Raw genomic sequence first — 21915 nt, forward strand, 5'->3', positions numbered from 1 at the left:
AATTATTTCTATAATAAATTCTTAGTGTCTAATTCTTTGATAATCAATTGTAATGCATTTGAAGTTTTTTGTGGCAGCCATATTAGTTGTTTCCAGCTACGTAACCAAGTCATTTGTCTTTTAGCTAACTTCCGAGATGCATTAATTGAGTTGTATATCATTTCATCTTCTGAGATTTCTTTTTCTAAATATTCCCAAATTTGTCTGTACCCAACCGAACGCATGGACGGTAAGTCTCTATGAACTCCTTCAGAATTTTTTAGTTTCTTTACTTCTTTTATAAAACCTTTCTCTATCATATCTAAAAATCTTTCCTTAATGATTTGCCTTAAAATCTCTCTACTTTCTGGAAAAATAGCAAATTGAATTAGTTGATCCTTATTTGGTGAAGAAGGCTTAGAAGATCTTATAAGTTTGGATAATGGCTGACCGGTTAATTCATAGACTTCTAGGGCTCTTTGTATTCTTTGTGAATCGTTTTTATCAATCTTCAAGGCTGATTCTTTATCAATCATTAGAAGGGAAGTATGCATTTCCGGCCAACCTATTTTCTCAGCTCTTTCTTTGAGCTTCTCTCTAAGGAAAACGTCAGCACTTGGAAGATTTGCAAGACCTTTAATAAAAGAATTGAAATAAAGCATTGTTCCACCAACTAACAAAGGAATTTTTTGTTGAAAGTTTATTTCTTGAATCTCTTCAGAAACATCAATGTTAAATTGAGCAGTTGAGTATGGTTGCGTTGGTTCTTTTATATCAATTAACCGATGAGGATACTTCTTTAAATCTTCTTTCGAAGGCTTTCCACTTCCTATATCGAGTTTTTTATATACTTGTACAGAGTCCACACTAATAATTGACGAATTTAATATTTTACTCAACTCTATAGCTAAATTAGTTTTTCCTACTCCAGTAGGTCCCATGATTGAAATTAAATAATCCTTTTGCACACTTTCATTCTAGTTGATTATTATACAAACATAAAAAAACCGGCCTTTAAAAGCCGGTTTCTTAATTAATTTATATTACACTAGATCGTAACTTCTCTCTTCATGTTCTGTAACGTCTAAACCTTCATATTCTTCTTCTTCAGTAACTCGCAAAGGCATTAATGAGCCTATGACTTTTAGAATTATCCATGAAGCTACAGCTGTCCAAATACCTATAACAGCTATTCCTTTTAACTGTACTAGAAGTTGTTGCATTGGTACCCATGTTTCTCCTGCACTTGAACCCAAGAAGCCTCCTTGAACTCCAACGAAACTAACCATAATTATACCAATAATTCCTCCTATTCCATGAACAGGAAATACGTCTAATGAATCATCTATGCCAAACACACCTTTAACAGCTTGAGTGGCATAGAAACATATTGATCCTGCCATAAAACCAATTAATAAAGCACCTTCTGGTCCAACACTACCAGCTGCAGGGGTAATAGTTGCTAATCCAGCAACCATACCTGTAGCTATGCCTACGATTGTTGGTTTACCACCTTTGATCCATTCTATTGCCATCCAAGTTAGGGCTCCCATTGCTGCACTGATATGAGTTACTAACATTGCCATACCAGCTAAACCATCAGCTGCCCAAGAACTTCCGGCATTAAAGCCAAACCACCCAACCCATAACAAAGCTGCTCCTGTTACTACCATTGTTCTATTATGAGGTGGCATAGCCGTTGCAGGAAAACCTTTTCTTGGGCCTAAAACTAGAGCTATTACCAAAGCGCCCACACCGCATGTTAGGTGAACCACTAAACCTCCGGCAAAATCTTTTACGTCAGCTAAATAACCTCCTCCCCATATCATATGGCAAGCAGGAATATATACCGCTGTAAACCATAATAAGGAAAACAAACACATAGCTCCAAATTTCATTCTTTCTGCAAAAGCACCTACAACTAATGCCGGTGTAATAATTGCAAAAGTCATTTGGAAAATAACAAATAAAGAATGGGGCATTGTTGTGCCAGGTGCCAAGGTATCTCGCCCAAGTCCATTAAGAAAAAAGGCACTTGTACCTCCAATAAATGCATTACCTTCGGTGAAGGCAAGACTGTAACCATATACAACCCATGCTATCGACACTATGCAAGCTATTGCAAAACACTGCATTAAAACTGAAATGGCATTTTTACTCCTTACCAACCCTGCATAGAAAAGTGAAAGTCCAGGCAAGGTCATTAATAAAACTAAAGCGGTGGAAGTAAGGATCCATGCAGTATCGCCACTATCTAGGCCATCAGCTGAAGTAGTAAAAGATAACAAACTTAAAAATAGTATGGAAAATAATTTATTTAGCATCGGAAATATCTCCTTAAATAATTAATTAACTAGAGGGCGTCTTCATCAAGTTCACCTGTCCTAATTCGAATGACTTGAGACAAATCTGAAACAAATATTTTTCCATCTCCAATCTTGCCAGTATTAGTTACTGAAAGAATTGCTTCAATTACTGAATCAACTGATTTATCAGAAACGGCGACCTCTACTTTAGTTTTGGGTAAAAAATCAACAACATATTCAGATCCTCTATAAAGCTCTGTATGCCCTTTTTGTCTTCCAAATCCTTTAACGTCAGTTATAGTTAAGCCGTTAACTCCAATAGAGGACATTGCCTCCCTCACCTCGTCTAACTTAAATGGTTTGATAATTGCGGTAACTAATTTCATATTTCCTCCTTATATAAAAACTTTAACTAAATCATATCTCAGACAAATAAAGATTTATAGCCACTATATAATTAATAAGCAATTTCTATGCCAATTTATTTAGGGATTTTCATTGCAAAAAAGTTTTAAAAAGGTGCAAGTAATAAAAAAGCGCACTAATTATTTGCACCTACTCATTTCTTGATGAGAGTAGTAAAGTGAAATTGGTATTTATTTAGATTGAACTAGATATTTATCTAATAATCTCAGTATAGAATTAACTGCACCTTTGTTGTCTAGGAAAACTCTCTTAGCTGCTACTTCCATTGATTCTTTAAGTTCGCTATCCTTTGTAACAGATATAAAAAAATCTTTAATGTTCTTTTGGTTTTCTACTAATTCTAGTGCTTTTACTTTTTTTAATTGGTTGGAAATATCCTCAAAATTTCTAAGACTTTTTCCTGAACAGATTGCAAGACCAATTGATGCTGGTTCTAAAAGATTCTGACCCCCGTGATCTATTAGGGAGCCACCTATGAATGCGACATCTGAAACAGAATATAGTAGGCTCAATTCCCCCATTGTATCTCCCAGAAGCACATTAACCTCTTGTGAAATATCGTCATCTAAAGACCTTCTTGCAATGATAAAATTTCTTTTCTTAATTTTTTTAAAGACTCTATCAAACCGCTCAGGATGACGAGGAACCAATATCAACAATGAATCTTGATCAAATCTTAAGATCTCGGTAAATGCATCTAAAATTATCTCTTCTTCTCCCTCATGAGTACTAGCAGCTATAAATGTTGGCCTATTTTTGCCTTCTATAGACCAATCTTGACGTATTGATTCTGAAATAATATTTATTTCTTTCGGAGGATCATAATCAAATTTTAAATTACCACACACCTCTATACTTAAATGTTCTGGACAAAGATACTTAAACCTTGAAGCATCTGTTTCATATTGAGTAAATATAGCTGTGACCTTTATTAATGTTTCGGATAAAAGTTTTTTTACATATAGATATTTATTTAAGGACTCTATTGAAAGCCTCGCATTAACTAAAAATGTAAATATATTTTTTTTATGGCATGAATTAACAATATTAGGCCAGAGTTCAGTTTCTAATAAAATTAGAGCTTTTGGCTCCCAAAAGCATAAAAACCTATCTATGAAATACGGGAGATCAAAAGGTAAATACTGATGGTAGACTCTGTCTCCTATCTTAGATAATAAAATTTTTGATCCAGTTAAGGTCGAAGTGGTAACAAGAACATCTTTATCTGGATAATTTGCAAGGAGAGATCTAAGTAAGGGCATTGCAGCATTTACTTCTCCAACTGAAACTGCATGCACCCATAGAACTTCTCGAATAGGTTTATTTAAAATTGAAATTCCTAGTCTTTCATGCCATCTATTCCAATGATCTTTATCTTTTAATCCCCTTATTATCAATCTAAGAAAGAAAAAAGGTAAAAGAAGATAAGAAAGGAAGGTGTATAAGATCAAGACCATATTGATATGTTAACATGGCCCCACCTATAAAAACTGTAGCTAAAATTATAAAAAGCAAAGAATGATAATAGTGACTGGAAGCAATGGCTTTATCGGATCAAACTTAATCAAAACCTTAAACTCATTAGGCTTCAAAAATATACTTGCTGTCGATGACTCAACATTAGAAAATCAGATAAATATATCTGATTGTGATGTAGAGGACTTAATAAGTATCAAAGAGTTTTCTGAAAAATTAAATAAAGGTACTTTGCAAAAAAAAGTAGACTACATTTTTCACCAAGGGGCTTGCTCTGATACAACCGAATGGGACTGTGATTTTTTACTTAAAAATAACTTTTACTTTTCGAAAGATATTTTAGAATTTTGTTTACAAAATACAATTCCTCTAGTTTATGCTTCATCTGCTTCTGTATATGGCAATGAAGGTAACTTTAAAGAAGAAAGGGAGAATGAAAGACCTATTAATCTTTATGCCTATTCTAAATATATATTTGATCAATTAGTTAGATCAAACTTAAATAAATTATCATCTCAAGTTGTTGGTCTAAGATATTTTAATGTTTATGGTCCAAGGGAATCTCATAAAAAAAAAATGGCTAGTGTAGCTTTTCACTTGCATCAGCAATTAAGTAAAGGTGAGGATATAGAATTATTTGGAGAATATGACGGATTTAAAGCAGGAAAACAAAGTAGAGACTTTATTTATGTTGATGACGTAATTGATGTAAATATCTGGTTCATGAGAAACCAAAATGCTTCAGGGATTTTCAATGTAGGTACTGGAAAAAGCCAAACTTTTGATGAAGTTGCAGATGCAGTAATAAAATGGAACAAAAAAGGTAAAATTAGTTATATTCCATTTCCTGAAAACTTAAAAGGTTCCTACCAAAGCTATACTCAAGCTGATATATCTAAATTAAGAGAGTGCGGATATGAAAAACCATTTAGAGATGTCCAATCAGGTGTAAAAAGCTATTTAGATAACTTTTCTATTTGGCCAAAAAATGAATAACCCTTCTATTCCTAAGAATACTGATACTTTTTTAAAAAGTAGTCATTTTAGATTTAAGTATCTTTCAACCTGGCTTGGAATCTTATGCCTTTTCTTGATAAGCAAGATGCCTATGCGGTTTACTTTTAAATTAGGAAAAATACTTGGATTACTCTTATATAAAGTTGCAAAAAGAAGAAGGAAGATAGCTGAACAGAATATTAAGCTTTGCTTTCCTGAAAAGAAATCTAAAGAAATAAATTTCCTAGTTAAGGAGAATTTTATTAATTTTGGTATAGGAATTTTTGAAATGGCCCTAGGTTGGTGGGCAAGTGACAAAAGAATAAAGAATATTAAAACTTCATTTGTAAATAAAAAGGAAATAGAGGATTTAGAAAAAAATAAAGAAGGTGTCCTTGTGCTTATTAAGCATTCTACCCATCTAGAATTAGATCTTCGACTTCTATCTCGAGATCTATCCTTAGGTGGAATGTATAGACCACAAAACAATCTTGTAATAAATCACTTTATGATAAAAGCAAGAAACTCTATATTTACAGGTGTAGTAAACAGGTCTGAAACAAAGAAAGCTATACGATGGATAAAAGAAGGCCTAAAGTTTTTGTATGCAGCAGATCAAGATTATGGAGAACAAGTATCTGAATTCATAAGTTTTTTTGGCCACAAAGCAGCGACAGTAAAACTTCCAGCTTATTTTGCTACACAAAATATAAGGACAGTATTTCTAAACGTAGATAGAAAAGACTTGAGTTACCAAATAGAATTAATAGAGCTCAATACAGGTCTAAAATCTGACGATTTTTTAAAATCTATGAATAATGAATATGAAAAAGTTATCAATAATTTTCCAGAACAGTATCTTTGGGTACATAGAAGATTTAAATCATCAAAAGAATTAGGTAAAGAATTTTATCCTAGTAAATAAGCCTAAGAGCTAACTTTCCCAATCTTTTCTACAATAGAAGATGTTGAAACTCCTTTTATCAAAGGAATGGTTTTCACTTCTCCGCCATAAGATTTTACAAAATCACTACCAGCTATTTCTTTTATCTTATAATCATTTCCTTTGACCAATACATTGGGTTTTAATTTTTTTATAACCTTATCAGGAGAATCTTCTGAAAAAGAGATTATCCAATCTACACATTCCAAAGAAGCTAATACTTCCATTCTATCTGCTAATTTATTGATTGGTCGCCTTTTTCCTTTTAAGTTTCTCACAGATGAATCTGAATTTACTGCAACTATTAATTTTTCTCCTAGATCCTTAGCCTTTTGTAAATAAGCAACATGACCTAAATGTAAAATATCAAAACACCCATTTGTAAAAACTATTTTTTCTTGATTACTCCTTGCTGATAGAATACATGAAATAGCCTCTTTATGAGTTAAGAGTTTGGAAGGCCTACTTTGAGATAATTTTTTTAATATCTCATCTAAACTCACAACTGATGTTCCGAACTTTCCAACAACAATTCCTGCTGCTATGTTTGCTAATTTTACTGATTCTACTATATCCATTCCCGATGAAAGTGCTAAAGCAAAAGCTCCCAACACAGTATCTCCAGCTCCTGAGACATCAAATACTTCTTTTGCTTCTGCTAAAAAATCATTTCTTAGAATTTTTTTCTTTTCAAGCCGGAGTAGAGTCATACCCTCTGGTCCACGAGTAATTAGCAAAGCTTCTAAGCCAAGATTTTTTATTAATTCATGACCTTTCTTAGTCAAATCAGATTCATTCTTAGGAATACCTAAAACACGACAAAATTCATTATAATTTGGAGTTAAAATTGAAGCGCCCTTATATTTCTTGAAATCTTCTCCTTTAGGATCAACCAAAACTTTACTTCCCTTTTTGTTTGCAATTTTAATAAACTTTTGAACCTCTCGAAGAGAACCTTTGTTGTAGTCTGATAGGATCACCAGAGGATATTTTTTTGCTTCTCTTATAAAGATTTTTTTTAATTCTAAAGAATCATCTTTTGAGAAAAAATCTTCTTTATCAAGTCTTAAGATTTGCTGTTTGGATACAACTATCCTTTGCTTTGTAACTGAAGGTTTTTTAGATACAACTAATACATTACTAACTGAAGATTCTTTTAATAATTTTTTTATCTGAGAACCTTCATTATCTTTACCAATAATCCCTAATAGTTTTGGTTTTCCTCCTAAAGAAGAAATATTAGTAGCTACATTTGCTGCCCCTCCCAACCTGAACTCTTCATTCTTTGGTCTAATAACAGGCACAGGAGCTTCTGGAGATATTCGATCTACACTTCCATTAATATAATGATCGAGCATTAAATCACCTACAACTAGGACTTTAGCTTTCTTTAGAGCTTTTAATTCCATAGCACTCCTTCATATAACTCTTTCATTTACTCATAAATTGATTAATACGGTCAATCAGAGTTTCAGTTTTTTCCATTGGAAGAAAATGAGTTGCATCAGAAAAATGTTCCAAATCCCAATTACTTCCTAAATTTTTTAATGCCTTCCTAGATGAATTTGAACATGTAGAATTTATTCCACCTGTCGCAACATAACAAGGACAAGAAATATTTCTCAAGAACTTCCAATTATCCATTGCAGAAGTACTGAATGTCTTACTTTCCCAGGAAGGATGACAAGACAGTAGCGTTTTTCCTTCCTCATCTTGAATAGAACCTCCAACTACATAATTTTCTATCCATGAAAGTTGCCAAGTCTTAAATGCCCCTCTTCCTTCGTAAGAATCTAATATTTCTTGTCGACTAGAAAAGACATGCCTTCTGTTAGAGGCAGCATTTATCATATCGGTTGATCTAGATAAACCTAATTTAGACATAACCCTAAATTTCAAGCTATTAAATGGGCTAAATAGCACTGGTTCTAGCATAACAAGCATTTTCACCCTTTCAGGCAGGGCTACAGCTAATCTTGATGCAACTATAGCCCCCATAGAGTGACCTGCTACTATAAAATCGCCATCTAATGAATTCATCCACTCCAAAGAATCCTCAACATAAATAGACCAAGAACTGAGAATCTTATGATCATCTTCAGCCTTGGTCATGCCATGACCTCTCAAGTCTATCGCTCTTACATTCAAATCTTGCAGTGAGTTATTAAACAATGATTCCAATAGGGATTTATAAGTAAGGCCGTTGAATCCAGTTGCATGGAAAAATAAAAAATTCAGCTTAGAATTATTCTTAACTAATTCTAAAACTGAAAAATTTTCTTCTTTTGAATTAATAAAACTATTTCTTTCCATAGACTTTAGACTAAAATTAAAAATAAATGATACCGGACTAATAAAAAATATGAACCTCTCTTTAGACCCAAAACTTATTAAAGGTTTCCTCGACCATAAAGAAGGTGAGGCATTGTATCACCTTGCTAAAGAATGCTCATCTATTGGTCCTCTTCTTGAGATTGGAAGTTATTGTGGTAAATCTGCTCTATATATTGGTCAGGCTGCAAAAGAATGTCGGCAAATACTTTACTCTGTTGATCATCACCAAGGTTCTGAAGAACAGCAGCCTGGAGAAGCATACCATGATCCTGATCTTTTGAATGAAGAAGGAAATGGCATCAATACTCTACCTTTTTTTTTAGAAACTATTAGATTAGCCGGCTTACAAAAACACGTAATTCCAATAGTTTCTTCATCAGAAAAGGCTGCTAAGAATTTACAAAAAGAGTTATCTTTTATTTTTATAGATGGTGGTCATAGTAGAGATGCAGCCTTTAATGACTATAAAAATTGGATGAAAAAGCTTGTTAAAGGAGGAATATTAGCAATACATGATATTTTCCCAGATCCTAAAGACGGCGGCAGACCACCCTATGAAATATATTGCTTAGCAAAAAATAGTGGTCTATTTGAAGAATTGCCGATGGTAAAAAGTCTTGGAATCTTAAAAAAAAAATAAATTGAGAATCATTTTAAGATCCCCATTCTTTGAGGAACAAAGCACTTCCAGGACTAAAGTTATATAGAGCATCTGCTGCTAATAAAACAGCTGAAGCTGTCCATGTAGGTTTTTCTATTGGCCAAAATGTTTTATCTGCATATACATATCCCGTCCAGTACAAATTATCCACTTTATCCTTCCATTGATGGAGATGATTAAAAAGATTCTCAGCTCTTTTACCATCTTTTAGGACTAAAAGTGCTAAAACTAATTCTGAACTTTCAGCCACAGTAACCCAAGGTTCGTCACTTACGCATCTGCAACCTAAACTAGGTACAACAAATTTATCCCATTTTTTATTAATTCTACTTAAGGCTTCCGAACCAGAAATAACTCCACATAAAACAGGATAGTACCAATCCATACTAAATCTTTCCTTACTTAGACAATTCCTATCAAACCTTTCAGGATTCTGGATTAGAGATCTTTTTAATGAGATTTTAGATTTAGAAATATCATCATAATCTTTCCCTAATGTTTTATAAATTGCTTCAGCGCATTCCAAGCTTTTATAAATAGAACTGCAACCAGTTATCAACGAATCATCTAAGATCTTGTCGTCTTCTTTTGCCCAGTAAAAATCTCCAAGTTCTGTTTGCAGATCAAGAATAAAATTCTTAGCCATATCCATAGTTTCAAACATTTCATTTAAAAATAACTTATCTTCAGTTATTAAATAGTTATGCCATAAACCAGTAAAAATATAAGCAATAAAATTTGACTCTTTTTTTGTAACAGAACTTTTACCGTCAATATATTCAGAAAACCAAGATCCATCTGTCTCTTGATTATCTCTCATCCAATAAAAAGCTTGTTTTGATTCTTTAATTTTACCTCCAATAGCTAGGCCCATAGCAGATTCTACATGATCCCAAGGATCTAATTTAGCATCTTTCTCCCAAGAAATAGCTCCATCTTCTAGTTGAACATCTAAGAGATAATTAATTGATTCTTGATAAAAATCTAAATCTTTTGGAGTGCTCATATATCTTTTTTAAAATACATAACTAAGCTTTTACCAATTAAAGGCTGAAATATTACTTCTAACAGTTTTGTTATAAAAGGTTTCTTCATTAAATCCCAGACCAAAAATTTATGGTAAAGCTTAATTAAACTTGAATCTTCTTTAGTTTCCCAAAATAGGCACTGAAGCCACCAATATGGTGAATGCAAAGCATGAGCCCAATGAAATGATAAATAATTTACTTTGTGTTCCTCTACCAAATTTCTTAATTGACTTTGTTTAAAAATACGTATGTGTCCTCCTGGCATTTCTTGGTAACCTCTGCTGAGTTTCCAGCAAATCCATTCAGGCAAAAATCTTGGGACACTTATTCCTAAGACCCCCTTGGGTTTTAAAACTCTAACTAATTCAGATATTGCTTTTGGCACTGACTCAATGTGCTCAAGTACTTCTGAACAAATAACAGCATCGAAAGTATTATCTAAAAAAGGTAAGCTATGAATATCTGTACTCCCAAAGTGGCATTTTGAAGAAATTAAGTCAGTATTAAAATCCTTTAGCTTCTCTTTTGCTTTTTTTAAATCTTCAAGAGATAAATCAAACCCAAAAGAATCAACCTCGTCAAAGACATTGAAACTAATTGTATGCCTTCCCTCGCCACACCCCATATCAAGAACCTTGCACTTAGAACTTAAATTTAATTTTGAAGATTTAATTGTTAACATTCAAATTACTTTATTCTGAAATTTATTCATTGTGTCTTGATATGCTTGGACTGTTAATTTTGCAGAATTTATCCAAGAGAAGTCTTCTTTCATTCTTGAAAGACCCTTTTCTGCATAGGACCTTTTTTTTGACTCATCTTTCAATAAGAGGATTACGGCCTCAGAAATCTTTCTTGAAGAGCCAGAAGGAATGATTTTAGCAGCATCGCCAACAACCTCAGAAAGACCACCAGAAGTTGTAGATATAACAGGTAAAGCACAAGCCATAGCTTCTGCAGCACCAAAACCAAAACCCTCATATAAAGAAGGAATAACAGCAATTTCTGATGAACAATATAAATTGGCTACTTCTTTTTCTGATAATCCATGATTGAAATTGACAACTTTTTGTAATTTAAGTTCTTTTATAAGATTGTCAACCTGCCCCCCTTCTTGAGCTCTACCTATGACTTCTAAACTAATTTCAGGCGCAAAGGATCTGATTTCAGGAAGAGACCTTATAAGAAATTCTAAGCCTTTCAAAGGCACATCTGCGCTTGCTGCTGTTACAAGTCTATTAGGAACTTTTTGGACTAAATTATTTGGTTTAAAAACATTCATATCCACCCCATTCAGAACTACTGAAATATTACTTGGGCTGACACCAAAATCTTCAGCTACATCTAATGAAGATTGTTTTGAAACACAAAGAATGTTGTCCAACCTCTTTGCAACTCTCATTTGCATGCCTAAAAAGCTATGCCATCTTTTTATTAACAGTTTCTGCTTGTAAAACTTAGCATTGTCTAATTCTAACTTGTAATCTCTCGATATAGGATGATGAATAGTTGATAAAAGAGGAAACTCTAATTGAATAGTTAAAAGTGAAGAAGCTAGAGATTGATTGTCATGCAAAATATCATATTCTCCCTTCTTATTCTTCAAAAAATTCTTTAACCTTCTGCCAAAGGTATAAGGTTCAGGAAAGCCTCCTGTCATCACGCTCAACCACTCAACTAAGTCAATATATGAAGTTAAAAAATTTAACTTAAATTCTTTTAACCTGTTTTGAGAAGCAAAAAGATCTAAACTAGGTATCTTTACTAAAGATATTTCTTTTCGAATCTCAGGATATGGTGGACCAGAAATAACCTCAACTTCATGACCTAATTCATATAATGCATTACTTAAATGTCTTATGTATATGCCTTGACCTCCTGAAAAGGGATTACTTCTATAACTTATTAAACCAATCTTTAATTTATCTTTTTGTTTCACCTATCTTAAATATCCTTATTTAAATTTTTTAATGCCCTTGCAAGCTTTTTATAATTTTTAAAATTAAGTAAAGCTCTATTAATTCTTTTATCAGTCCTAGGCTTCATAAACATCTTGAAAGCTCTTAAAGATGATAGCCTAATGAACCTTCTATGATACAAGAAGAGTTCTTTGAGAGAACAATTAAAATAAATCATAAAAAATCTATAAAAATCTTTTTCTGAGAAGCCTAAATTAATAGCTGAATGCAATAAACCACCTATATCTTTTACCCTCCAACGATTTGGAATGGAATTTCTAATCTGAGCTCTGTGAAGATCTATCAAATAAATGATATTATGAGTACCATCATTTTCTACATGAAAATGGCACAAATATAAATCTCTATGATTCATACCATTTAAATGAAGTTTTCTTGAAAGAGAAGCTACATTCTTGACTAGAAGATCTTTTAAGCCCTTTGAAGGAGGGCTTAACTTCCAAGAAAGAGTTATTTCTTCTAAGGAGGAAGTATTTATTAAAGACTTAGTAATTATAAATGATTCTAGTTTTGATGGGTTATTGCCTTTTCTTCCAAAGGCTAGAGGTTCAGGACAATTGATGCCTATCTCTTTAAGTTTAATAAGTGCCATCCATTCATCGTATGCCCCATAAGCGGGTTTCTTTAGTTGGAGTAAATTCTTTAATATTTCACTCCATCCAATTCCTAAGTGCATTTTTATGAAATATAACTCACCATCTAAAAAAAATTCTTTAGTTACTCTATTATCTAAATCCCTAAAAATAGTCCCATCAATATTTTTAGCACATTCAAATGGATCTTTTCCAGCAAAAAAATCTTTAATTTTATTATTTAAGAAAATGACTTCATTCATTTAAATACTTCTCAACAATATTACATATAAAAGTGTAACGAGAATAAAAAAATTCATTTGATAAGGTTTTTAACTTCTCTCTATAAAAGTTTAATTTTTCTAACTGAACCATTTGCTGTAAATTTTTATTTAAACCTATTTGAGTAAATGGCTTATCTATTACCATACCTGCCTCTTTTTCAGATACCAAATCTGAATATCCTACTTCTTGTGCCACTAAAACAGGTAAAAGTGATGCCATAGCTTCTACAATGACATTGCCCGCTGCTTCTTCTCTAGCTGGGTGCACTAGTAAATCAGAATTCATCATCAATCTTTGGATATCATGCCTAGGGCCCATAAATTTGACTCTATTATTTATGCCCAATTTAGTTGTAAGGCTCTTAAAAGTTTTACTATCATCATCTCCTGCAATTAATAAATAAAAGTCTCCATTTTCTATATCCAAAGATGCAAAGGCCATTATTAATCTGTCCAAACCTTTTCTTGAAAAGTCAGAACCTACAAAAAGCAATAATTTAGAAGATTTTTTTATTCCTAATTCCTCCCTCAAATCAAGAGAACTTTTTTTGTCAATCCAGTCATCTGGTAAACCTGGAGGCACTATATTTAATCTTGATTCTTCTGTTTTATACTCCTCATAAAAGATGTTCTTTTGTTTTTTATTTAATAAAAATATTTTTGTTTTCTTATTTTGTGCAAAAACTTCTTTTTCAAAAAAACTAAACTGCTTGAACCTAGGGGTCAACTTATAAAGGAAATTCTTTTGCTTATTTGAATTTAGATAACATGTATCTCCTGCAAAATATAGGTCCAAATTAGGAATCTTATTAAAACCAAATACTAAATCTGGACCTAAAGATGCAAGATCTCTCTGTAACTGATGATAAAAATTTTGATTCTTTTTATGATTACTTAACCCATAAGTTTCTATTTTATGGATTTTGACTCCATTAGGCATATCTCCAGACCATTCTCTACAAAATATGGTTATGTCTAGGTTTCTTTTAGACAGTTCTAATACGGTATTAATAAAGTCCTTTTGCAGGCCTCCGTAAGGAAAATACCGAAAAATTACTAATGCTACTTTCTTTGTCAAATGCCAACTCTATATTTTTTTTATTAAATTATCTATTTCATCTATTACTTCTATAGAAGAAATTTCTAATAAACTTTCATGATAACCATGCTCTCCCTTCCCTTCTCTAACTTTACTATAGCCCTTAGATTTTCTAAGAATTTTAGCTCTTACATTTAAAGGAGGAGTAAATTCTGGGTCTGTAGGACCAAAAAGAGCAACTTGGTAAGAGCCTACAGCTGCAGCTACATGCATTAAACCAGAATCATTAGATATCACTGTTCCTTGCGAAATAATATCAACTACGTCTAATAAGGAAGTTTTTCCACTAAGATCAAAAAAAGAAGACTCTTTTTCTAATTTCATATTTCCAGCCACTTCAGCACAAACTAACATATCTTTTTTTGATCCAATCAATAAAACTTGCTTCCCAAGATCTAAATAGTGGTCGCCTACTTCAGCATACTTCTTTGTGGGCCATCTTTTTGCAGGTCCAAATTCAGCTCCTGGACAAAGGATTATGGGATTATTCTTAAAATCTAGATCATATTCCTTACTTATTCTATCTATATTTGAAACATCAACCTCTAAGGAAGGAAAATTATAATCATCACCAACTGGTTGAAAATTATTTGCTAAAGCGCAGAACCTTTGAATCATTAAAGGGTGATCTTTCATAACCAACTTCTTAGTATCGTTAAGAAGAAAATGTCTTAACTCTCCTAACCATCCAGTCCTTTTAGGTATATTTGCTGCCAAAGGCACTATTGTTGATTTTAAAGAATTAGGAAGTATTAGAACCCAATCATAAGTATCCTTTAAATTTCTGCCTAAATTCCATCTCCTCTTTATTAATAAGTCTCCATGTAAAAAAGGTAATAAAATTGAATTTGAAACTTCTTTCATCCTGTCTAGTAAAGAAAGAGTCCACTCTGGTGCCAAAACATCTATAGAAGATTCTGGATAAGTTTCCTTTAATTTCTTAAATAATCCTTGAGCTATAATTGTGTCTCCAACCCAAGAAGGACCAATAATTAGAATTCTCATTTCGTAAAAGTAACTAAGACCTTATTAAATGTAAGTATGCCAATCTTGAAACTCTGATCTTAGCCCCCTTACTTGCTCATAATAGGTTTTTTGTAAAATTTCAGTTACTTCTCCTCTTTTACCTGAGCCTACATGATTAGAATCAATTGCTCTAATAGGAACAACTTCAGCAGCAGTACCAGTGAAAAAAGCTTCATCTATATCTTTTATTTCATGAGGCATTATTTTCCTAACTACTGTATTTATCCCTTTTTGTTTAGCTAGATCAATGATGGATTTTCTTGTAATGCCATCTAAGCAAGCATCCAAGTCAGGAGTATGAAGTTCTTTATTTTTTACTACAAAGAAATTTTCTCCTGAACCTTCAGCTATATATCCCTCTAAATCTAGCATTAAAGCCTCATCGTAACCTTCATTAAGAACTTCGTTTAAGGCAACAATGGAATTTACATAATTTCCATTCACTTTAGCGGAAGAGACAGGATTTCTAACCTGCCTTTTATAATCAGAAATTTTAACATTTATTCCTTTTTCTGCAGCTTCTGGAGACATGTAAGAAGGCCATTCCCACGCCGCTATAATTGTATGAACTTTGAGGTTGTCTGCCCTAAGCCCCATACCTTCTGATCCATAGAAGCACATGGGTCTAATATAAGCTTCTTTAAGATTATTCCTCTTAATAACCTCAACTTGAGCTAGATTAAGTTCCTCTTTAGAAAATTGCATTGGTAAATTTACTGTTTTGGCTGAAGAAAATAATCTCTCCGTGTGATCCTTTAACCTAAAGATGGAAGTACCTTGTGGACTAGAGTAAGCTCTTACTCCTTCAAAAACTCCCACACCATAATGCAAAGTATGAGTTAATACATGCACTTTAGCTTCAGACCAGTCTACCCATTCTCCGTCTAACCATATTTGACCATTGACATTAGATAAATCCACTTTTTATTCCTTAAAAAAAAATTATTAAAATAAGATCAGCAAGATTATCATAGCCTTGCAGTAACATACTAAAAAATAACATCTTAAAATAGAATATAAAATATGATGTTAGAAAAAGGGAAAAAAATTGAAACTTAATGAGAATATATTTAGAGCTTACGATATAAGAGGAATTGCCTTTGAAGATCTTAGTGAAGAAGTTGTTATTCATATAGGAATTGAACTAGCTAAACTAACTATAATTCATGGAAAATCATCAGTCATAGTTGGAAGAGATGGAAGAAATTCCAGTCCTCAAATGTGTAATTTTTTAAAAAAAGGTATACTTAAAACTGGTTGCAACGTTATAGATATAGGTATTGTTCCAACTCCTGCTTTATATTTCGCAACACATACATTAGAAACTGATTGTGGAATTATGATCACAGGAAGTCACAATCCATCAAACTTTAATGGATTTAAAATTGTCATGAATAATGTTGCAATTTCAGGTGAGCAAATACAGAACCTTAAAAATTCTATACTACAATTTGATAATTCTAGATCTGAGAACTTTCTAAAAGGAGAAGAAAAAAATATAGGGATACTGCAGAAATACTCAAGATGTATCGTTGAAAATATTAACCTGAAAAGGTCTTTAAAGATTGTAATAGATTGTGGAAATGGAGCAGCGAGTGTTATTGCTCAAAAAATATTTACAGATCTTGGATGTGAAGTTATTTCACTTTTTTGTGAATTAGATGGTGATTTCCCTAACCACCATCCAGATCCCTCAAGGGAAGAAAATATGCAGGATCTGATATCAGAAGTTAAGAGAAATAAAGCAGATATTGGACTAGCCTTTGATGGAGATGGAGATAGACTGGGTGTCGTCTCACCTACTGGAGAAATTATTTATGCTGATAGGCAAATGATGCTTTTTGCTAAAGATATTTTAGAAAAGAAAAATAAAAGGAAAATAGTTTACGATGTAAAATGCTCTAAACTCCTTCCTGAAATCATTAAAGAATATGATGGTATTCCAGTTATATCGAAAACAGGTCATTCTTTTATCAAAGAAAAAATAAGAGAAGTTAGTGCTGCTTTAGGTGGAGAAATGAGTGGTCATATATTTTTTAATGATAGATGGCCTGGTTTTGATGATGGAATTTATGCTGGAGCAAGATTATTAGAAATCATTTCAAATTCAGAGGAAGATCAATTCAAATCCATACCTAAAATATTCTCTACACCTGAAATCAATATTGAAGTAGAAGAAGAGGATAAATTTAAGATAATTGAAGACTTTAAAACAATGGCAAGCTTTCCTGATGCAAATATAATTTACATTGATGGTGTAAGAGCTGAATTTAAAAATGGATGGGGTCTTTTAAGGGCGTCTAATACTTCAGCAATACTTGTTCTTAGATTTGAAGCCGAAACAGAAAAAGAACTAGAAAGAATTATTGATTTATTTAGAAAAGAAATAGGTAAGATAGACAAAAAGTTAATGAAATTTGGTTAATGAGCATCACTAGAAAAGAAGCAGAAAATATAGCTTTAGTATTAAGCGAAGGGTTGCCTTATATACAGAGATTCCAAGGCAAAATAATAGTCATAAAATATGGCGGTGCTGCAATGTCAAGAGATGACCTAAAATTTGGCTTTGCCAAAGATATAGCCCTAATGAAACTAGTTGGAATGCTTCCAGTAATTATTCATGGCGGAGGTCCTCAAATAAAAGATGAGCTCACAAAAAAAGGAATCAAGTCAAACTTTATTATGGGTCAAAGAGTTACAGATAAAGAGACTCTAAAAATAGTAATAAAAGTTTTGGGAAATACCATCAATAAAGAAATAGTAAACCTTATTCAAAATTTTGGAGGAAAATCTAGGGGTTTAATGGGTAATAAGAAGGCGTTAGTTAAAGCTACAAAATTAAATATTCTTAATAAAGACGAAAAAGTTAATTTGGGCTTTGTGGGCAAAGTAAAAAGTATTGATGTAAAGCAAATTAAGGCTTTATTAAGTAAAAATATAATCCCAGTAATCGCCCCTTTAGGAATAGATAATAAACAAACTTTGAACATTAATGCTGATCTAGTTGCATCTAAGATAGCAGCTAGCTTAAATGCTGAAAAACTAATTCTTCTTACAGATGTCAATGGAATATCAGACCACAAGAATGAATTAATTCCTCAATTAAATACCAAAAAAGCAAAATTAATATTAAATAAAGATTTTATAAAAGGAGGCATGAAGCCTAAACTAAATTCTGCTGTAGAAGCTTTAGAGTCCGGAGTTAAAGCTGCTCATATTATTGATGGTAGAGTGCCTCACGCTGTACTCTTAGAAGTTTTAACAGCTGAAGGTGTTGGCACCCTTTTAGAAGAAAAATGACAGAACTAAAACCAAGACAGTTAGAAATTATGCAGAAATTAATTGTCATGTTAGAAAAAAAAGGTCCTGTGAAAGTAACTACTGCTTTACTAGCAAAAGAATGTGAAATTACAGAAGGAGCAATTTATAGACATTTTCCTAGCAAAAGAAAAATTTATGAAGGCTTGGTAGATTTTTGTGAGCGAAATATTTTTGCATTAATTTCAAAAATAAATAATGAGTCTATTAGCCCACTCGAAAAGATACAAAAAATACTCAAAATGTTAATAATTTTTTGTGAAAAGAATCCAGGCTTGAGCAAACTACTAACAAGGGAAGCGTTCTCTGAAAATGAGGCAATCCTTGATGAAAGAATAGTACAAATATTTTCTAAGATTGAGTTACATATAAAACAGAATTTCCAAAAATATGAACAGGAAACAAAAAAGAAACTCGCTCTATCTTCTTCTTCCTCTGCAAACCTCTTATTATGCCTAGTAGAGGGATCTATCCAACAATTTGTTAGGTCGGGTTTCACTGAGGATGCTTCAGAAAAATTTGGGCCTCAAATAGAACTCTTAATAAAGTCTATCTCTTAAGAGATTAGTTAGGTGTAGTTTCTTGAAGAAAGTATTCAAAGTAACTGCTTTTAGATATCTCAGATGCCCTTATTCCTGACTTCTTATCTACTTTTATTGATACTAAACCATTAGGAGGCAAAGAATTATTTAAAGGTATCTCTTGTATAATGGGTGTCATAAAATCTAACCAAATAGGTAAAGCGGTTGTACTTCCAAATTCTCTATTCCCAAGACTCTTTGGTGTATCAAACCCCACCCAGACTGTCGTTACTATGTGATCATTGAAACCAGTAAACCAAGTGCTTTCAGCATCATTAGTAGTGCCTGTTTTAGCAGAAAAATCAGATCTGTTTAAAGATCTTATTTTTTTTCCTGTTCCTCTGTAAGCTGCTTCTTGAAGAATATCCTTTAAAATAAAAGTAATTCGTGGATCAATATCGGGTTCTTCTTTCTCTATTATTTTTTCCCTCTCATAAATTATTCTTCCTCTACTATCTACCACTTTACTAATAAAATAAGGTTCTATTTTTTTTCCTCCATTAGCTAACACTGAGTAAGCAGCAGCATTATCTAATGGACTCATTGAGGCAGTACCTAAGGCCAAAGACAAGTCTGAAGGCATCCTATCTTTTTTGAAACCAAATTTTGTAACATAATTCTTAACTTTTTCTACTCCTATTTCTCTTAGTAATCTTATAGAAACTAAGTTCCTACTTTGCACTAAGCCTTCTCGTAAGCGAGTTGGACCATAAAAGTTTCCACTTGCATTTCTTGGTCTCCATTTTTCTTCTAATTCTTCATCTTCAAAAACCACTGGAGCATCATTAATGATAGAACTTGGCATAAAGTTGTAATTAAGAGCTGCTGCATAGAGAAAAGGTTTAAAATTTGATCCTAGCAGAGGAGCAGACTGAGTAGCTCTGTCATACTTGCTTAAATTAAAATCATAACCTCCCACTAAAGCCTTTACAGCTCCATCCTTGGGATCCAAAGCTACTAAAGCTCCCTGTACCTCAGGTATCTGTGAAAGTGAAAGCACCCCAGTTATTTCTGAAACTGAGATCCATAAAATATCCCCTTCATTTACTATGTCATTATATGACTTAGGTTTTAAACCTCGTCGATCAGGTGAAATATAAGGTCGAGCCCATGATAAATTATCACTCCAAGGGATTTTATAGATTTCACCATTCTCAGCCATTAAAGTAAGATGCTTTCCTACATTAATAGCTACAGCTGGAAATTTATATTTAGTTGCCTTTTTATCTTCTAAAGAGTATTTCAGTCTATTTATAAAATTATCTTCATAATTATTTTTTAGAATGTATTGATCAGATATCTTATTTAAGTAATCAATCCTTTCTTTTAGCTCTAAAATAAAAAATCCCTCTGGGAAATCTATCTTCACATTTTCAGGCTCCCTAAACCCATGCCTATAATCATAAGTTTCAAGACCTTGTTTAAGAGCTTTATTTGCACTCTTTTGTAAAGAAGAACTAATAGTTGTATAGACCTCATAACCCTCCCGGTAAACTGCCAATCCATACTCACTTACCATATATCTTCTTAAATTCTCTGCTACATATGGCGCGGATACTTCCGATACAAGGCCATGATATGTAGCTGAGATTGGAGCCCTAAAAGCAAGATTAAATTGGTCTTCTAAAATAAACTCTAATTCCAACATGCGTTTTAACACATAGTTTCTCCTGCTTAAAGCTCTTGCAGGATTGCTTATTGGATTTACTCTGGATGGAGCCTTGGGCAAAGATGCTATCATTGCGAATTGAGCTAAGTTAAGATCCGAGACTGACTTCCCATAATAAACTTCACTAGCTGCTGCTATTCCATAAGCTCTATTTCCAAGAAAAATTCTATTTACATAAAATTCAAATATCTCTTCTTTGCTATATTCATTTTCTAGCTTATAGGCCATAAATATATCTTTAATTTTCCTATAAAAATTTACATCTCTTCCAGTGAGATAATTACCAGCTACTTGCATTGTTATAGTACTTCCTCCGCCAACTATCTTTCCAGATGAGAGTAATTGGTAAAAAGCCCTTGCAAGTCCTTTAAAATCAACCCCTCCATGATCAAAAAAATTAGAATCTTCAGCTGCTATAAATGACTTAACAAGAAGAGGATGGATATCTGTAAAAATAAGTGCTGACCTTCTTTTTTCGCCAAATTCACCTATTAGCTTTTTATCTTCGGTATATATCTTTAAAGGAACTTGCAGTTGAATTCTTTTTATTTCAGTTTCATCAGGTAGCTTTGGGTCTACATACAAAATTAGGCCGCTAAGACCAAATAAAAATAATATAAGAGAATACTTTGTTAAAAGCCAAAATTTTAGAATTAAAGTCTTAATCTTCATATATAGATTATTCTAATAAAATTTAAATACTATTACCCATGAAAGATATAATAACTCTATGAGAATATTTATCGTAGGTCCAATGGCATCAGGAAAATCTTCAGTTGGACCTGAGTTAGCTAAACTCTTCAAATTACCTTTCTTTGATTCAGACAAGGTAATTGAATCTAAAACTGGTGTTAATATAAACTGGATTTTTGAGAAAGAGAATGAAGAAGGTTTTAGAAAAAGAGAAACAACAGTCTTAAAAGAAATAAGTAAAAGAAATAATTTTGTTTTATCTACTGGCGGAGGTTCCATTTTAAAAAAAGAAAATAGAGAGATTATAAAAACTGGCGATCATGTGATCTATTTACAAACGTCAGTCAATACTCAGATAAAGAGAACTAAATTTGATAAAAGGCGTCCTCTTATTGATGTAAAAGATAAAAAAATAACTCTTAACAATCTTGCTGAAATCCGCAATCCTCTTTATGAAGAAGTAGCCACTTTAACAATTCAAGAAAAACGAACAAATTTTCAAAACCTAATAAAAAGGATAGCTGCAAATATTGAATAATTTATAA

21 protein-coding genes are annotated in these 21915 nt (G+C 32.5%); 7 read left to right on the top strand and 14 right to left on the bottom strand.

Annotated elements, in window-relative coordinates; translation table 11 throughout:
* Positions 1-8 precede the first annotated feature (8 nt).
* The 4 genes from miaA to waaA form a co-directional block, all read right to left on the bottom strand.
* Entirely contained in the window at positions 9-947 is a 939-nt protein-coding gene (gene miaA, locus P8J93_00500) for a tRNA (adenosine(37)-N6)-dimethylallyltransferase MiaA (protein ID MDG2060284.1), read from the bottom strand.
* A gap of 75 nt (positions 948-1022) precedes the next feature.
* Positions 1023-2303 carry an ammonium transporter gene (locus tag P8J93_00505; protein MDG2060285.1) on the bottom strand — a complete coding sequence of 427 codons (1281 nt, stop codon included), beginning with the start codon at positions 2301-2303 and terminating at the stop codon, positions 1023-1025.
* A gap of 29 nt (positions 2304-2332) precedes the next feature.
* Positions 2333-2671 (bottom strand): P-II family nitrogen regulator, encoded by a 339-nt coding sequence (locus P8J93_00510; GenBank protein ID MDG2060286.1) that lies wholly within the window; start codon positions 2669-2671, stop codon positions 2333-2335.
* A gap of 210 nt (positions 2672-2881) precedes the next feature.
* Complete coding sequence (gene waaA / locus P8J93_00515) at positions 2882-4168, bottom strand: lipid IV(A) 3-deoxy-D-manno-octulosonic acid transferase (protein MDG2060287.1); 1287 nt, start codon at positions 4166-4168, stop codon at positions 2882-2884.
* A gap of 61 nt (positions 4169-4229) precedes the next feature.
* Between waaA and rfaD the strand changes: the two genes are divergently transcribed.
* A complete protein-coding gene (gene rfaD / locus P8J93_00520; GenBank protein ID MDG2060288.1) occupies positions 4230-5183 on the top strand; it encodes an ADP-glyceromanno-heptose 6-epimerase in 954 nt (317 codons plus the stop codon).
* Positions 5176-6108 (top strand): hypothetical protein, encoded by a 933-nt coding sequence (locus P8J93_00525; GenBank protein MDG2060289.1) that lies wholly within the window; start codon positions 5176-5178, stop codon positions 6106-6108. Before rfaD ends, P8J93_00525 begins: the two co-directional genes overlap by 8 nt.
* A gap of 2 nt (positions 6109-6110) precedes the next feature.
* On the opposite strand, the gene hldE is transcribed toward P8J93_00525, so the two are convergent.
* Entirely contained in the window at positions 6111-7535 is a 1425-nt protein-coding gene (hldE, locus tag P8J93_00530; protein MDG2060290.1) for a bifunctional D-glycero-beta-D-manno-heptose-7-phosphate kinase/D-glycero-beta-D-manno-heptose 1-phosphate adenylyltransferase HldE, read from the bottom strand.
* Between the two features lie 22 nt (positions 7536-7557).
* Entirely contained in the window at positions 7558-8439 is an 882-nt protein-coding gene (locus P8J93_00535; protein ID MDG2060291.1) for an alpha/beta hydrolase, read from the bottom strand.
* 49 nt (positions 8440-8488) lie between these two features.
* Between P8J93_00535 and P8J93_00540 the strand changes: the two genes are divergently transcribed.
* Positions 8489-9100 carry a class I SAM-dependent methyltransferase gene (locus tag P8J93_00540; protein ID MDG2060292.1) on the top strand — a complete coding sequence of 204 codons (612 nt, stop codon included), beginning with the start codon at positions 8489-8491 and terminating at the stop codon, positions 9098-9100.
* A 13-nt stretch (positions 9101-9113) separates the two neighbouring features.
* On the opposite strand, the gene P8J93_00545 is transcribed toward P8J93_00540, so the two are convergent.
* From P8J93_00545 to P8J93_00575, 7 genes are read right to left on the bottom strand one after another with little or no spacing between them, the layout of a single operon-like run.
* Positions 9114-10127: a prenyltransferase gene (locus P8J93_00545; protein MDG2060293.1), complete on the bottom strand. Its 1014-nt coding sequence runs from the start codon at positions 10125-10127 to the stop codon at positions 9114-9116.
* Positions 10124-10831, bottom strand: a complete 708-nt coding sequence (locus P8J93_00550; GenBank protein MDG2060294.1) for a class I SAM-dependent methyltransferase — start codon at positions 10829-10831, stop codon at positions 10124-10126. The genes P8J93_00545 and P8J93_00550 overlap by 4 nt, the downstream gene beginning before the upstream one ends.
* Entirely contained in the window at positions 10832-12088 is a 1257-nt protein-coding gene (locus P8J93_00555) for a glycosyltransferase family 4 protein (GenBank protein ID MDG2060295.1), read from the bottom strand.
* 5 nt (positions 12089-12093) lie between these two features.
* Positions 12094-12963: a lipopolysaccharide core heptose(I) kinase RfaP gene (gene rfaP / locus P8J93_00560; protein ID MDG2060296.1), complete on the bottom strand. Its 870-nt coding sequence runs from the start codon at positions 12961-12963 to the stop codon at positions 12094-12096.
* The gene (locus P8J93_00565; GenBank protein MDG2060297.1) at positions 12956-14062 is read right to left on the bottom strand and encodes a glycosyltransferase family 4 protein; all 1107 of its coding nucleotides are present in this window, start codon (positions 14060-14062) and stop codon (positions 12956-12958) included. Before P8J93_00565 ends, rfaP begins: the two co-directional genes overlap by 8 nt.
* Positions 14063-14071: 9 nt before the next feature.
* The gene (waaF, locus tag P8J93_00570) at positions 14072-15088 is read right to left on the bottom strand and encodes a lipopolysaccharide heptosyltransferase II (protein ID MDG2060298.1); all 1017 of its coding nucleotides are present in this window, start codon (positions 15086-15088) and stop codon (positions 14072-14074) included.
* Positions 15089-15112: 24 nt separating this feature from the next.
* On the bottom strand, positions 15113-16030 hold the full coding sequence (locus tag P8J93_00575) for a branched-chain amino acid transaminase (protein ID MDG2060299.1): 918 nt from the start codon (positions 16028-16030) through the stop codon (positions 15113-15115).
* Positions 16031-16157: 127 nt separating this feature from the next.
* On the opposite strand from P8J93_00575, the gene P8J93_00580 reads away from it, so the two are divergent.
* Genes P8J93_00580 through slmA form a run of 3 tightly spaced genes read left to right on the top strand, consistent with a single transcriptional unit; the run spans position 16158 to position 18987 of the window.
* Positions 16158-17534, top strand: coding sequence for a phosphomannomutase/phosphoglucomutase (locus P8J93_00580; protein MDG2060300.1), 1377 nt, complete (start codon positions 16158-16160; stop codon positions 17532-17534).
* Positions 17534-18409 (top strand): acetylglutamate kinase, encoded by an 876-nt coding sequence (gene argB, locus P8J93_00585; protein ID MDG2060301.1) that lies wholly within the window; start codon positions 17534-17536, stop codon positions 18407-18409. The genes P8J93_00580 and argB overlap by 1 nt, the downstream gene beginning before the upstream one ends.
* Positions 18406-18987 (top strand): nucleoid occlusion factor SlmA, encoded by a 582-nt coding sequence (gene slmA, locus P8J93_00590; GenBank protein MDG2060302.1) that lies wholly within the window; start codon positions 18406-18408, stop codon positions 18985-18987. The genes argB and slmA overlap by 4 nt, the downstream gene beginning before the upstream one ends.
* Positions 18988-18991: 4 nt before the next feature.
* Here slmA and P8J93_00595 read toward each other — a convergent pair whose 3' ends face one another.
* Entirely contained in the window at positions 18992-21349 is a 2358-nt protein-coding gene (locus P8J93_00595; GenBank protein ID MDG2060303.1) for a PBP1A family penicillin-binding protein, read from the bottom strand.
* Positions 21350-21407: 58 nt separating this feature from the next.
* On the opposite strand from P8J93_00595, the gene P8J93_00600 reads away from it, so the two are divergent.
* Positions 21408-21908, top strand: a complete 501-nt coding sequence (locus P8J93_00600) for a shikimate kinase (GenBank protein ID MDG2060304.1) — start codon at positions 21408-21410, stop codon at positions 21906-21908.
* Positions 21909-21915 lie beyond the last annotated feature (7 nt).

This window comes from SAR86 cluster bacterium, from assembly GCA_029268615.1.
Taxonomy (GTDB): domain Bacteria; phylum Pseudomonadota; class Gammaproteobacteria; order Magnimaribacterales; family Magnimaribacteraceae; genus JAQWNM01.